Source organism: Pseudomonas extremaustralis, assembly GCF_900102035.1.
Lineage (GTDB): Bacteria > Pseudomonadota > Gammaproteobacteria > Pseudomonadales > Pseudomonadaceae > Aquipseudomonas > Aquipseudomonas extremaustralis.
Genome location: NZ_LT629689.1, coordinates 4,572,642 through 4,584,654 on the forward strand (window position 1 = coordinate 4,572,642; position 12,013 = coordinate 4,584,654).

Consider the following 12,013-nt stretch of genomic DNA (forward strand, 5'->3'; position numbering starts at 1 on the left):
ATGATGCGACTACTCGGTATCGTTTTGAATCTGGCCCTGATCGGGGTGGTGTTATTCCTAATCAGCGAAGAAGGGATGCCGGGCGGAGGGTGGCAGATCGCTTTGGTTGTGCTGCTAGTGCTCGCCCCCTTGTTCAACCTGGTGCTTTTGCGAAGCCACGCTGGTCAATCAACCGGTCAGGGGCTCTTGTCCCTTTACCTGGAGCGAAAGGCTTTGGAAGAGCGCCAGAAGATCGCTGAGTTGAAAAAGTAACCTGATGACGCAGAAAAGAAGACCCGCTGATGCGGGTCTTTTGCTTCCTGCAGCCAGTTGTAACGAAGCCGTAACGTTTCATGTAACGGCGATGCAAGCTCGTTGCAACACAGTGTCAACGAGCGTTCAACGACCGTTGGTTACTAATCCCACAATTTCCGAAGCAATTCCAACCGCAGAAGCCTACAGATCGCGCACTCCACCGCTAACTAGCCTTGGTTGCTCATCGGTTGCTGATCATTAGGAGGAGGCAAACCATGCCCACGGGAGCGGTTGACTTGCTTTCGGTTCCACTCCAGCACCTCGGACTTGACCCACGCCACAGAGCGGCCCCCCAACTTCACCTGATGCGGAAAACTGCCATCCTTTGCCATTTGATAAATCTTCGTGGTGCCGAGGCCGGTTATCAATTTCACTGCCGGAAGACGAAGAAACTCAACAGGTTCATTCAACGAGTTAGCTGGCATGACGTACCTCATCGTTAGCGAAGTGAAGAGGATCAGCGCAATTAATCTGGTGCCGGGTTCTAGCTATCTGCTCTCGACTCCATCGCTGAACTTCTGACTTGATCCAGGCCACGGCCTTGACCCCTAGCTTTACCTGTTTCGGAAAAGCACCGCTGGCCGACATCCGGTAGATAGTGCTGGTGCTCAGGCCTGTGAGCCTTTTTACCTCCAGCAAGCGGATGAATTCGATTGGTTGCTCATCGGATGCATTGCTCATCGTTCTCTCCAAATATCAAACGTCTGAATGACGGCCGTCGCTACCAACACCGAGCCGCCGACTAGGATGCTCCGCATTGGCATCAGAAGACCTTGAAGCCTGATAGCCGGCCACAGATGCGTGCGCCTGCTCCAATGATCTTCCACGGCACGTGGCGAACAACAAAGCTTGCTTTGTGTAGTGAGTACACAAGCTGAAGGCTTGGGGTGACTTGCGCTGATCTCTGCTCCACCTGCAGGCTGAAGATGAACACCGTCAGCAGGGGGCCGGTATGCCATACGCAATACTAAGAACAAAAAAGCTCAAAACGATCACAGGGGTACTGGGATCGGGGCGGCACACATTCCGAGAGACGACAACGCCGAACTCCGATGGCACCCCCAGCATGCATATGGCTGGCGCAACAAGCTCTGTCGAACTGGGTCGAGCAGTCTTGGCCAGGCTTCCACAAAAACGACGGAAAGGCGCGGTGATCTGCATCGAATACTTGATCACAGCAAGCCCTGAGGCGTTCGCGAGGCATGGCGGGGCAATGCCTGATACCGGCGGTTACTTTGATCGAGCCTTTGCATGGCTCAAGGCGCGTCATGGGTCAGCAAACATCGTGTGCGCCGAGGTGCATCTGGACGAGAGAACCCCGCACCTCGTTGCTTACGTGACACCCCTAACAGGTGACGGGCGCCTGTCTGCCCGTGACTTCCTAGGAGGCCCCGCCAAGCTGCGCAATATGCAAACGGACTTCCACCATTGGTGTGGCAAGCCTTTCGGACTGTCTCGTGGCATTGAGGGGGCCAAGGCACCGCACCAGAAGGTTTCCCAGTATTACCAGGCCCTCGTTGCAGTCGAACCAAGTATTGCCAGATCAGACCTGGCGGCAGCCGCCGTGGGTATACACACACAGAGTTATGCGGATCTACTGGCTCGGGCCAGCGCGTCTATAACACAGGCCAAGCTCCAAGATAAGGCGACAGCGAGTTTGCAGAACAGGGACGCAGCCCTGGTGCGGCAGAGGATGCAGCTCGAAAACTCTCAACAGAGCCTTGAGGAACGGGAGATTCTGCTCGAAAAAAGAATTGATCAACTCGCGGAGGTTGATCGGGCGTTAGAACTGGCCTGGATGACGTCTACTCGGGAGAAGGAGCGCGCCGATAAATTAGCCGCACGAATCGGTAGTAGGGTGAAGAACGCGCCAAATGTATCTGAAGAAACTCTTTCAATATAACTACTGAATAGCAAAGTTTTTCAGTTAGCAAATTTCTTACCAAGATCGCTATAAACCATAGCTAAGGCGTCCTCAGACTCAGAGAAAGGCCAAGCTTCCTTTATCAAATACAGATGATCGTGTACCAAGAGATACGCCAGCATTGAAACTGGCTGAGACCAAAATACATCAGAGTTAATTCTAGAGCTTACCCTATCAGCTATATAGCTTCGCTCATTCAAAAAGTCAGACAGCTTTGGAAGGGTATTATCATCAATAAAATCCTTTAGCTCTTCTAGAACCATCATGTTAAATTTTTGATCTTTAAAGCCTTTAACTTTTATTTTTGAGTCGTAAAGACCTGTAAGCTGCTCAAGCAGCTCACCGCGGGACTTGGTCTCCAACTCTAAAATATTCATAGTCTCACAAAAAAGGTGATCTGCAGTTTCAATCAGCGCCGCACTGCTTGAAACAAACCTAATCGCTCGGGTAGGGGCACCCCACGAACTTTTGTAGATACTATCATGTACAACCTCCGCATACGCATGCTGCATCAAAGTTCTAACTTGGAGCTCACAACATGTATCAGCCGGAACGACAACCCCATCAATATCAAAGTCAATTTTAGCACGCACCTCGAAATGATGGGATTGGTAGCCAAATTTTTCGGGTGCTTGCTCATACTCTTTCGAGGTGTCTCGAGACTTCTGAATTTTCCATTCCGGGTGCAGCATCAACGAAGCGCATAGCCTGTCAACGTCAGGGCTAAGCAGGCAAACTGCGCGAACACCTACCAGGTCTGTCATATCAGACATGGGATTCTTGTACGGTTTCCTAGACAGCTTGCCAATTGCAGAGTCTATTTCTTTGACCCTACCACTAAGTATCTGAAGAGTTATGCCTTCGGATTTGGAGATCGCCTTAACAGCCTCGCGGACAAAGTCCCCCCATACCTTCAAGCTAGGCTGAGCGGCTGTTAGACGGTCTTTAAACTCCTCAAGCGTTGTCATTCTTGACCTTCAACTACGCCCTTAATTCGAACTTGTGTATAGCCTGCGACCTGGGATTCAACTTGAACATGCTCGCTAAAATCTACGTCTGCGGGGACTTGAATTTTGATCCCTGTGTTGAAGTCAATCCTACGCGGCCGACGAAGTTTCGCCTTAATATAAGCAAGGTCTTTAATCATCGCGGTATCGGGTAGCCCGGTTGCTGACATCGTTTTCTTGTATTCATCCCTTTGTTCCTTGGGAAGATGCTCATCTGCAAAGGTGGCAATCGACATAGTCCCTTTGTTACTACGCAAATCAGAACGCAACGCTTCTAACAAAGCACCTCGCTCGGTTGCGTTTATTGGGAGTGCATTAATGAAAGTCTTTGTTGTTTCATAGAACTTCCGAGTCTGATATTTAGAAGACCCCACAATATTCATGCCCAAAAAAGCATTATAGAAATACGCAGCAGCAGACTTCGTCTCGGTACTTGTGAGAAGGTGATCAAATAGGAAATACCTGTAATTCTCTGGCGAATACAAATCTTTCACCGGAGCCTGATATGAAATCTCAACTACTATGCCAATCTTGTACAGACGCTGTGTTTGAGACAAAAGCATCTTCTTGATAAGCGTCAAGCTGACAGAGCCGTTCACCTCTTCAATATTGAAGCCTTTGTCTGTTTCAGCCTTGATAACTGCCGCATATGGACTTTGATTTTTACCTACCTTGCCGGTTAACACGATCAATATACCGCCAGGCCATTTAGGATTCGTTTGAGCATCGGCTAGGTCGTTGGCGACAATCTTGGATTTAGCTACAAAGTCCACGTCATTCATTCTGATGATCGCCGCGGCCTTCTGCATGAAGGAACCATCGCCTGACTTCTCGACATTAATCTCTATTCCATGAGATGTGCTGCCCAGAGCATCTGTCACGCGGATCTGTACCAAATCCCTAGAGTCAACATCCAGCGGTATTAAATCATTAGACAGCTGAGGCTTAACGAGTAGTCCATCTTTCGTCCTAGGGAAAATCGTATGCGCTATCATTCGTTCAATGGTGAGAGCTTCAAATTCGAACTTGCTCATAATGTCCCTATCAGTTCCGAAATCTTGCTTAGTTTTAGAGTTTTATATTTTTAACAGCGCATTGCGTTAGCAGGCTCGGCCCTTCGCTTGTCCCTACCCAAGCCTGCTAGGTGTTCACATTGCCGGAAAGGCAGTGCTCATTGCACCTCAGTAAGCACCCTCCGGACGAATGGAATATAGCAAAGGGCCGCCACTTGGTAGAGATTCTTCACAAACGCCAGCCTTGGTGAGGCATGAACGAGGTTGAGCAGAGCGGCAAGCAAGCCACTGGCAGCTACCAGGCCCGGCGCTGAACTGGGGGGATCGGAGTGCTTAGCATGAGTTTGACATCCGCAGCGGCCAGCAGTCCGGCAGAAGACGTCTTCCGAACCAACCAAAAACCATGGTCGAAAATCCAAATGTCGGAGCTGATGAGTGATCAGTGAAATGCCGCTATTGACACGGTTAAAGGAAGAGCTCTCGCGCGCGCGCGCGTTTGCTGGTGTTTCATGAGCCGTCGGGCGGCGCCGGCGCGCTCAATTGATTGGTTTCAAGTGATCAACGAAATATCACGCGCAGGCCTTCCGATGCAGGCGATTGCAGAGTCAATCGGGGTGGCCCGAACCACGTTGATCGGCTGGAAACAGGGAGCTGAGCCCCGCCACTCCGAAGGTGACCGCCTGCTAACGTTCTGGACTAACGTGACTGGTCACGACAGAGCTGCAGTCCCCATGGTCTCGATAAGCGACTGGTGGGCGTATCACGCAAAATAGGTACGCCCCCGGCGACAAAGGCGAATAACACCAATGTCACGCAGCGTCACACATAGTCACAGGGCAATGGCTGCTCACATTTCCTCACTGGTTGCGGGCAGCCTTCTTGTCTGCGATCCACTGTTCGACCTCGACCGGATCGAAGCGGCAGCGGGCGCCGCGTGAGTCACTCGTTTTGATCGGCGCCGGGAACGTTTTGTCGCGAACCCGCAGTTTGTTCAGCCCGGACACGCTCTGCATGCCGAGCATCTTGATTACTTCTGCGTTGCCCACCAGGGCGGTGCGTTTTGGCTCCACGGGTATTTCCTCGCTTTAATCGGCCTCTACATTAGACGCCACCTTTGTCCCATCGCATGTTGGTCGACATGCTTTCCGACCCTGATCGGATATTTTTCCGACCCTTAGCAATCATCGTTAAAGGTGGGATTTCCCCACATTTAACAGCGGGCTAACGCTTTTACTGACTTGGTGGGGAGTGTTACCACAGACATTTTTGAGCGAAACCACGTGTCCGGTGCCTGGTCACCTCGCTCGATAACAAGGAGACCAAAGTGATCCTGGCTCACTTTGCGTTCACAGCCCATTACCCATGCTATTGCGGCCGAGTTGAGTGTGAATTAAATCACCGGAATCACGGGTATTTAGGGCTTCAACCAGTGCGGCAAGATATTGCCGGTTTTCGACGAGTTTGAAGTCCGACTTTCGGACATCAAGCCCAAGGTGGGATAATCCCACTTTGCCATGTGAAGGCATCACCCTGGCTAAAGCAGCTATATACCGCTCAGTGGCTGGAAGGCGAAGCCATTCTACCGGCTTCTTTTCGAAGCCCTTGGCGACGTCGGTTGCATCGATCCATCCGCTGCTCTTGAAGCGGACGGGCTCATCAACGCCTCCATGTATCAGGCAGTCGCAGCCCGTTAGGACACCAAGCACTGCAAGAGCCGTTCGGCACTCCGCGAAGCGACTCTAGGAGCCAGCGCTACACTGAGATTTTGGTGCGGCCTCGACCCCACGTCCCTAACCGGCGCTCACTGCAGAGTAAGATCGAGGCCACGCCATCCTACCAAGTCTCTAGCATCGCGATAGAGCCAACACACCATGCCCTTCATCTGGCGCGCCCCAATGACTGACCCATATGGGCAACCTCGAATCCTTAGAGCCAAGCACGCACCGTCCTATCTGGGAATGTGCCGGGCGGAGTTCGACAAGACGGTTCGCCCACACGTCAGCGAATTCCCCATCGGCAGACAGGGCGTCGGCTTTGATCGGCTCGAGCTGGATGCATGGGCAGACGCATACATTGAGGCATACTCGATTGATAAGCGCCCGCCATCTGAGAATGCACTGCTGTTTGACTCTCGCGCTGCGGTAAAGAGGTCAAAAGTCACTCCTCGCAAATCCAGGCCTTCGCCAGCGCTGGATCCTCACGCAAAGTTGAAAGAAGAGTTCCAGAGAGTGCTAGAAAGCGTAAGAGGTACAAAGCGGCCCTGATCAGGAAGGGTCATGTCAAAGCCGTTCGACGAAGGTAAGCTGCGTCCACAGGCACTGATGCCAAGGAATATGGTCATGACAACAGAAGTAATTTTTTACACCCAGGTCGTTTCAATTACCGGCTTCATCATCACCCTGTTTGTGCTGTACCGGGTTTTGGTGCAACAGAAAGACGCCGTGATTCAACTGCTCAAAGAGCGCCTGGTCGACAAGGATGAACAGATTGCGGCCTTGAAGTCTCAAACCCCCGACGCCTTAGCATCTGCCCTCGCGGATCGGATCAAGGTTGCCCAGGACGAGATTACCCGCCTGAGAAGTGATGGCGCCACGCATCGCGAGGAAGTTGAATCAAAGGAGGAAGAACTCCAAACCATTCAAGACCGACTGACCACGCTGTCTAAATTGATTAAGGAAAGCGATCTTGTATGTCCCAAATGTGGGGATTCATTGGCCAGACGGGAAAGCTATACCATCTACGGAGGTAGGGATGGCGAGCAAGAGGCCGAGGTTGAGTTTGTTGAGTACGAATGCGGATTGTCGATTGATGGGTATGGGAAAGAAGTGTCCCGCTGCCGCCATACAGTGGCCTGATACAGATGACGGCTACTGCCGGTGGACATTCAATTTCCCCGTTGTTAGCGTTGCCAGCCCTGCGTGCAATCGCATGCCGCGCCTTAGGCTTATTAACAGGAGTGACAAAATGGCCTCTCTGCCCTCACCAGAACAAACCGCCCGCGCGATCTTGGATATATTTGTGGGTCACTTCAACAGGCGCCCCGAAGACGTTTTGAGAGTTAACAACTTTCTGTCGGTTTGGCATTCGCGTGGCTTGGAAGCGGGCGACTTCAAGCCTGGTATGGAATTTGCCGCGACGCAGAACTGGGTGGAGATATTGCCCCAAGGGGATGCGTTCAGGCTCACCGCTCTGGGCTTTTCCGAGGCGTGACATTTAGCACCGTTCATCAGCTAGCCGGGTAACACTGCTGGCTATAGCTGGATGCTCACTGAAGAAACTCGTCAGCAGGTAGATTTCAAAAAAGCGAGTAGATTTGTGAGTAGATTTAAGAAACGAAACCATTAAAGACCATAAACAACCTGACTTTCAGAAGACTGTTCGATTCCGTCTCTGGCACCACTAATTAGTTTCAGGTGGTGCAAACGTCATCTGAAACACATAAAAACCCGCCTAGTGCGGGTTTTTTATTGCCTCGGATTTATTGCCCTGCCCCCAACGCTGGCATCCCGCATTTCGAGGGATGCCAGCCTCGCGCAAAGCACTTATTGCAGCAAAAACACCATCAACGGGTTGTCGTTCAACCGACCCTGGAAGCTTGGCGCCAGATGCTCCAGAGGTGTTCCCTGCAGCAGTTCGGTTTCCTTGCGCGCCACGATGACCCACGATGGCCGGGGTAGCGAATCCAGCCGTTCAACCTGCGCAGCGCTGATAAACAACGGCTGCTCGTCATGATCCAGGTTCATCATGTAGCGCACCGCCCAGGTGTCTTTGCCAAGGTTCAGGAACACCAATGGCCCAGGCTGCGATACGCGCAGTGCCTCTACCTGACGGACAAAATTGCGGGTGTCGAACTGCAGGTCCTTGGCGGGTTCCACGACGCTCACCAGCACCAGCCACTGCGCCGCCAGCGCGAACAGGCTGAGCAAGACCAGCCGCCCCGCCCGGCGCCAGGCCAGCAGTGCCGCCACTTGCAGCACCAACAGCACGCCAATCAACGCCGGCAACGACACCTCCGGCCAGTAGCCATGTTTCTGCCACCCATGCCGACAGACGAAGATGGCAACCACGCACAACGCCGGCAACGCCGCCACCAGCCATTCGTAGCCCCGACGCACACCCACGAGCCAGCCTTGCGCCTGGAGCAGCCCATAGGCGGCCACAGCGGCAAACATCGGCACCATGGGCAGAATGTAGTAAGCACGCTTGAAATGCGGCACCGACAAACCCAGCAGGATCATCAAGCCACACGCACCGAGCCGCACGACCAATTGGCTATCGGCATTGCCCCCCTGGAACAGGCGCTGACGCAGCGCAACCAACGTGGCCAACGCCAACGGCACTACCGGGAAGTAACGGTACAGGCTCAGTTGGAAGTAGAAATAAAACGGCTCGCCGGTCTCATCGAGGCGCCCGCCCACTTGCATCCTGAACACGTCATCGGCAAACGCATCGCCACCGCTGAGGCGCGCGAGTTTCACCAGCAGCCACCAGCAACCCGCCAGCAACACCAAGCCGACGATGCCATGAATCAACACCTGCTTGACCCGCTCCCCAGGCTTGCCCAGCGCCCAGTACACGCAGACCACGCCGCACACCTCGATCAGCCCCAGCGGCCCGCGAATCGCAAAACCCAGGATGAACAAAGGAAACACCGCAAGCTGCCGCAGCCGCGAGCCAAGACGTTCACCGCTGTGCAGCAGGTAGAAACTGCCTACGCATAACAGCGCCACCATCTGATCCAGACACACCGAGCGCGACTTCTCCAGCAACTGGGTGGTGAGCAAGGTCAGCAGCACCGTCAACAGCGCCCACGGGCGACTGGAAGGCACCAGCAAGCGATAGATCAGCGCAACCACTCCGGCAGAGGCCAGCGCGGTGGGCAGGATATTCGCCAGGTGGTTAGGCGCACCGAACAATCGGGCAAAGACAAAACTGAAAAACGTCGCGGTGCCGGGATAGTCCGCGTAAGGCTGCCCATAGGTGGTGGGGAAAAGACTCGCGCCATGGCGAAACATTTCTTGCAGGAACAGCGCCCAGCGTCCGTCAAAACCTTGAGGCTGCTCATCCCAGATGCCGAGGGTGAACAACAACAAGGCAATCAGGAAAATGCCCAGGGATTCCAGGCGAAAACGGTTGCGAAAATCCATCGGTAAACCTGTCAGGTGGGGAACGCGGGCGTATGGTGCCAAATGCCCCCCTGAATAACGCCTGAACAAACCTTCACATTCCCGCTTTTACCGACCTGCGCGCCACACCCACCGTGGGATCAGCCGGATGTAAATCAACTCACCGACCAGTTCGACCAGGGTTTGCAGGATCACCGCCGTCGCCGCCAGCCCGCGCACGTCATCGGGCAAGGCCAGTGCCAGGGGCAGCACCACTAACGAATTTCGCGTCGACGCGCTGAACGTCACCGCCCGCGCCGTGGCCGCCGGTAACGCGAACAGCCGCGCGGCCAGCGCCCCCATCAGCGGCGCCAGCACCAGGAAGCCGATATACACCGGGATCACCGGCAGCAACAGGTTGATGTCACGCACCACCGAGGTGATTTGCGCACCGATCACCACGAACAGCACCAGCGCCATCGCCGGCACCGGTAGCCAGGCCCAGGCGTTGTTCCAGGCATTGACGAGCGCCGACCGCCGCGCCAGCGACGTGGTGAGCACCGCCAGCACCATCGGCAGCACAATCAGCCACAGGAACGCCTCGATAAACGGCGCGGCCGCCACCACCACTGCGGAGTGCGCCCCCAGCATCAAACCCAGGTACACCGGCAACAGCAGCAACTGCAGCAACAACAGCACCGGCGTCGCCGCCAGCATCAACCGCGAATCGCCCTTGCCGATATGGGTAAACACCACCACGTAGTCGATACACGGCGTCAGCAACACCAGCAAAGCCCCCACCAGCAACACCGGGCGCTCGACCAGGCCACGGGTCAAGGCCCACACCAGCAACGGCACCAGGATGAAATTGGCCAGTAACAACGCCGACAGGAAACGCTTGTGACCCAAACCATGACGCAAGTCCAGGAAGGGGATTTGCAAGAACATGGCGTACATCAGCACCGCGATGGCCGGCGTGACCAGCACGCCGAGGCCATGGGCCAACTGAGGCGCGAGCAAGCCGAAAACGCCGGCCAAAAGCACGGCGGCGAAGTAGATCGGGATCTGCTGGTGTTCCAGGGTGTCGCGGGTCATGGCCGGCTCGGGTCAATCGAAAGACCGCCAGCCTAAGCATCCAGGCGGGTAAGGTCGAGCATCGCGACACTCTTCGCGCCCACGGGCGCTAAATTTGTTAGTTTCGATTTCTTATAAAAAGCGCGCGGGCCTCCGGGCTCCACCCCCAAAAGCGCAAGGACCGAGCCGACCGATGAACCTACCCACCCGCCCCGCCCCCGAAGCGTTCCGCGAACCCGCCGCCGACAACTATCCCCTGGGCGGCTTCACCTGGCGCCACCCGCGCACCGACCTCGAACGCCCGGTCGTGATCATCAACGCCGCCACTTCCGTGCGTTGCCGGCATTACTCGCGCTTTGCCGACTATCTGTTCGCCAACGGTTTCGATGTCATCACCTACGACTATCGCGGCATCGGCGAGTCCCGTAGCGGTTCGTTGCGGGGCTTCAAGGCCTCGTGGTCGGATTGGGGCGTGCTGGATTTCGAGGCGATTCTGGTGCGGGCGCAGCGGGAGTTTCCGGGACAACCGATTGACGTGGTCGGCCATAGTTTCGGCGGTTGTGCAGCGGGGCTCGGCGCATCGGGCGCAGTGATCCGGCGGATCGTCACGGTAGGCGCGCAGTTTGCCTACTGGCGCGATTACCAGGCGAGCGGGCGTTGGCGGATGCTGGCCAAGTGGCACGTGGTGATGCCACTGGTCACGGCGCTGTGCGGGTACTTCCCCGGTAAGCGGCTGGGTTGGCTGGAGGACACACCAGCAGGCGTGGTGCGCGACTGGAGCACGCCGACGCCGCGCTATGAAACCCGGCCCAGCGGGCGGACCTTGGGAAGCCTGCCATTCAGCCGGGTGAAAGCGCAGATGCTGGCGATCAGCATCACCGACGACCCCTTCGGCACAGTGGCGGCGATCGAACGACTGCTCGGCTACTTCAACAGCAGCGAACGCACTCACCTGCGCATCGCTCCTGAAGATATCGGCGAAAAACAGGTCGGACATTTCGCGTTTTTTCGCAGCGAGTATCAGGATCGGTTGTGGCCGATTGCGCTGACGTGGCTTCAAAACGGCCAATTAACGGAGGATACCCTTGGGATTTCCCCCAACCTGCGCTTCAATACCCCACCCAGATCCTGACCCAAGGACGTGAGCCCATGGCTTCGCCGAACAAGCAGCAAAAACGTGCCCAGCGGGCGAAGACCAAGGCCAAGCAGAACCGTACCCAGCGTGCCGTCGCGGCCAAGCCGGATGCGTTTGCCGGCGATGACAACCGCATCGATCTTGAATCGGTGGATTTGACCGAGTTGTTCGTTGAGATGCGCAGCGCAGGCGAGATCAGCCAACAGGCCCTGTGTGCGGTGTTCCTGGGGCACCCGTTGCTGGCGCTGGTGCTGGAGCAGGAAGGCGAAGAAGAAGCCACCGACTTTATCCTGGCGGCGCTGATCGAGTATCGGCAGTGGGCCACGGACACCGAGGATGAAGCGGCGGCGCTGGCATGGATCGAGTCGCCGGCGTTCCAGGCAGACTACGTCGCGGCCTCCGAAGCGCTGGCCAATTCCCAGGACTGACGCCCAACCCAATGTGGAAGCGGGCTTGCTCGC

General features: G+C 55.5%; 13 protein-coding genes. 6 read left to right on the forward strand and 7 right to left on the reverse strand.

The window, feature by feature from the left end; genetic code table 11:
- Complete coding sequence (locus BLR63_RS21050; protein WP_010563107.1) at positions 1–252, forward strand: hypothetical protein; 252 nt, start codon at positions 1–3, stop codon at positions 250–252.
- A 209-nt stretch (positions 253–461) separates the two neighbouring features.
- Here the strand turns inward: BLR63_RS21050 and BLR63_RS21055 are convergent, their stop codons facing one another.
- Together BLR63_RS21055 and BLR63_RS21060 are read right to left on the reverse strand one after the other, a co-directional pair.
- Positions 462–719 carry a helix-turn-helix transcriptional regulator gene (locus BLR63_RS21055; RefSeq protein ID WP_010563106.1) on the reverse strand — a complete coding sequence of 86 codons (258 nt, stop codon included), beginning with the start codon at positions 717–719 and terminating at the stop codon, positions 462–464.
- The gene (locus BLR63_RS21060) at positions 709–975 is read right to left on the reverse strand and encodes a helix-turn-helix transcriptional regulator (RefSeq protein WP_010563105.1); all 267 of its coding nucleotides are present in this window, start codon (positions 973–975) and stop codon (positions 709–711) included. Before BLR63_RS21060 ends, BLR63_RS21055 begins: the two co-directional genes overlap by 11 nt.
- A gap of 271 nt (positions 976–1,246) precedes the next feature.
- Here BLR63_RS21060 and mobV point away from each other — a divergent pair, with 271 nt between their 5' ends.
- Positions 1,247–2,197 carry a MobV family relaxase gene (gene mobV, locus BLR63_RS21065; RefSeq protein ID WP_081480336.1) on the forward strand — a complete coding sequence of 317 codons (951 nt, stop codon included), beginning with the start codon at positions 1,247–1,249 and terminating at the stop codon, positions 2,195–2,197.
- Between the two features lie 20 nt (positions 2,198–2,217).
- Here mobV and BLR63_RS21070 read toward each other — a convergent pair whose 3' ends face one another.
- From BLR63_RS21070 to BLR63_RS21080, 3 genes are all read right to left on the reverse strand, one after another.
- Entirely contained in the window at positions 2,218–3,186 is a 969-nt protein-coding gene (locus BLR63_RS21070) for a GTP pyrophosphokinase (RefSeq protein ID WP_010563103.1), read from the reverse strand.
- A complete protein-coding gene (locus BLR63_RS21075; RefSeq protein ID WP_010563102.1) occupies positions 3,183–4,259 on the reverse strand; it encodes a nucleoid-associated protein in 1,077 nt (358 codons plus the stop codon). Before BLR63_RS21075 ends, BLR63_RS21070 begins: the two co-directional genes overlap by 4 nt.
- Positions 4,260–5,095: 836 nt before the next feature.
- Positions 5,096–5,308, reverse strand: coding sequence for a helix-turn-helix transcriptional regulator (locus tag BLR63_RS21080; protein ID WP_010563101.1), 213 nt, complete (start codon positions 5,306–5,308; stop codon positions 5,096–5,098).
- A 1,206-nt stretch (positions 5,309–6,514) separates the two neighbouring features.
- Here BLR63_RS21080 and BLR63_RS21090 point away from each other — a divergent pair.
- A complete protein-coding gene (locus BLR63_RS21090; RefSeq protein ID WP_010563099.1) occupies positions 6,515–7,093 on the forward strand; it encodes a hypothetical protein in 579 nt (192 codons plus the stop codon).
- 109 nt (positions 7,094–7,202) lie between these two features.
- The gene (locus BLR63_RS21095) at positions 7,203–7,448 is read left to right on the forward strand and encodes a hypothetical protein (RefSeq protein WP_010563098.1); all 246 of its coding nucleotides are present in this window, start codon (positions 7,203–7,205) and stop codon (positions 7,446–7,448) included.
- A 332-nt stretch (positions 7,449–7,780) separates the two neighbouring features.
- Here BLR63_RS21095 and BLR63_RS21100 read toward each other — a convergent pair whose 3' ends face one another.
- Positions 7,781–9,385 carry an ArnT family glycosyltransferase gene (locus BLR63_RS21100; RefSeq protein WP_010563097.1) on the reverse strand — a complete coding sequence of 535 codons (1,605 nt, stop codon included), beginning with the start codon at positions 9,383–9,385 and terminating at the stop codon, positions 7,781–7,783.
- An 87-nt stretch (positions 9,386–9,472) separates the two neighbouring features.
- Positions 9,473–10,438 carry an arsenic resistance protein gene (locus BLR63_RS21105; protein WP_010563096.1) on the reverse strand — a complete coding sequence of 322 codons (966 nt, stop codon included), beginning with the start codon at positions 10,436–10,438 and terminating at the stop codon, positions 9,473–9,475.
- 172 nt (positions 10,439–10,610) lie between these two features.
- On the opposite strand from BLR63_RS21105, the gene BLR63_RS21110 reads away from it, so the two are divergent.
- Positions 10,611–11,549 carry an alpha/beta hydrolase family protein gene (locus BLR63_RS21110; RefSeq protein ID WP_010563095.1) on the forward strand — a complete coding sequence of 313 codons (939 nt, stop codon included), beginning with the start codon at positions 10,611–10,613 and terminating at the stop codon, positions 11,547–11,549.
- Between the two features lie 17 nt (positions 11,550–11,566).
- Positions 11,567–11,980 (forward strand): hypothetical protein, encoded by a 414-nt coding sequence (locus tag BLR63_RS21115; protein WP_010563094.1) that lies wholly within the window; start codon positions 11,567–11,569, stop codon positions 11,978–11,980.
- Positions 11,981–12,013: the final 33 nt, after the last annotated feature.